The following is a 1,704-nucleotide window of genomic DNA, read 5'->3' on the forward strand; positions in this document are numbered from 1 at the left end:
CTAAAGTGTCCTAAGTGTGGGGCTGGTATGGTGATTTCAAGAACTACTAATAAGTTAGCTGATGGAACTAAGAAGAGAATAGCTTACTACTGTTGTGGAGCATGGAAGAATAAAGGTACAAGCGTATGTAATTCTAATACAATAAGAGTTGATAAAGCTAATGAATATGTATTCAATAGGATTTCAGAATTACTTTCTAATGAGAAAATGGTTAAATCTATAGTAAATAACATTAATAAAGAAAGACATAAAAAGATAAGTCCAGCTAAGAAAGAGCTAGAAAGAATAGATAAGGAGCTTGAAAAGATAGATAGGAAGAAAACTAAGCTTTTTGAAGCATATGAAGAAGAGATAATATCTAAGGAAGAGTTCAAGGAGAGAAAAGATGAGCTAAACAAGAGAGCTAAAAGTCTTCAAGAGGAAAAAGAACCACTTCTAGTTACACTTTCGGATGATGTAAGTGAAGAAATACCTTATGAGTTCATAAAGAGCATACTAGAGAATTTTAGTAAAGTTCTAACAGAGAGTGCAACTAGAGAGCAACAGAAGAAATTGCTTCATATGATAATATCAGAAATAACTATAAATGAAGCAAGGGAGATAGATTCAATAAAACTAAAAATAAATGATAACTTGGTTGATTATATAAGTAAAGAAGAAGGAGTATCTATAAAGGGTACTCCTTCTTCTTTTATGTTAAGAAATATTGGTATGAGTGTATTGAATTTAGATATTGCTATATAGAGAATATTGAGGTTGTTATATATAAATATTATAATTTAATCATATGTAAATATTATATTCACTAGATAAATTAAAATTTTTGGAGGTGTTAGAATGAATTTTTCTATTGTTACTCTTACTAATGAAGACTTAACTCAATATAAAGTAGATATGCAAGAAGCATTCCAAAAAGGATTTGAAGATGTTTTTGGTAAGACTGAAGATATTATTCTTCCTGAAAGAGATATTAACCATTCTTTGAAAGCTAAGGGTTCAGTTGCATATAAAGCAGTTGTTGATGGTGAAATGGTTGGAGGTGCTATTGTAGTAATTGATGAAGAAGCTCAGCATAATCATCTCGACTTGTTTTATGTTAAGTGTGGTATTCATAGTAAAGGTATTGGTAAGAGAATGTGGGATGAAATTGAAAAATTACATCCGGAAACAAAGGTATGGGAAACTTGTACACCTTATTTTGAGAGAAGAAACATTCATTTTTATGTAAATAGATGTGGATTTCATATAGTAGAATTTTTAAATGAAAAAAATCCTGGAGCTGATATGCCAGAAGATTTTATTGGTGATGGAGGACAGGGGATGTTTGTATTTAGGAAGCAAATGTAATGTGATAACTTCTAGTTTGTATAGATAGAAAATCTCACTTATTACTGATACGGAGAATCGTATCATAAGTAAAAGTGATTTTTTAATAGATTGCAACATTTTTGCAACAAAACTATAAATCAAAAAGATACAATAAAATGTAAGAAGAGATAGAGACCCTTGATTTTTCAAGGGTCTCAGTTCAAGAAGATATGATTAAATACGATAAGATTTACTTATAATATTTTACAGAACTCCGCTTACGGACTATCTCGCAACATGGGGCTGTATCAAAAAAAATTTGATATTTGCCGATAAAGAAAAGGAAGTTCGAATTTGAACTTCCTTTTTTGCGCATAGTAATAATATGAAAAACTT

2 protein-coding genes are annotated in these 1,704 nt (G+C 30.0%); both read left to right on the plus strand.

The features are described from left to right. Positions 1-744, plus strand: a 744-nt coding sequence (locus tag ARA56_RS16190) for a recombinase zinc ribbon domain-containing protein (RefSeq protein WP_172675786.1), incomplete at its 5' end; no start/stop codon positions are given. 93 nt (positions 745-837) lie between these two features. Further along, a complete protein-coding gene (locus ARA56_RS16195; RefSeq protein WP_032116763.1) occupies positions 838-1,347 on the plus strand; it encodes a GNAT family N-acetyltransferase in 510 nt (169 codons plus the stop codon). The last annotated feature ends 357 nt before the right edge of the window (positions 1,348-1,704 follow it).

It is taken from the genome of Clostridium disporicum, from assembly GCF_001405015.1.
Taxonomy (GTDB): domain Bacteria; phylum Bacillota; class Clostridia; order Clostridiales; family Clostridiaceae; genus Clostridium; species Clostridium disporicum_B.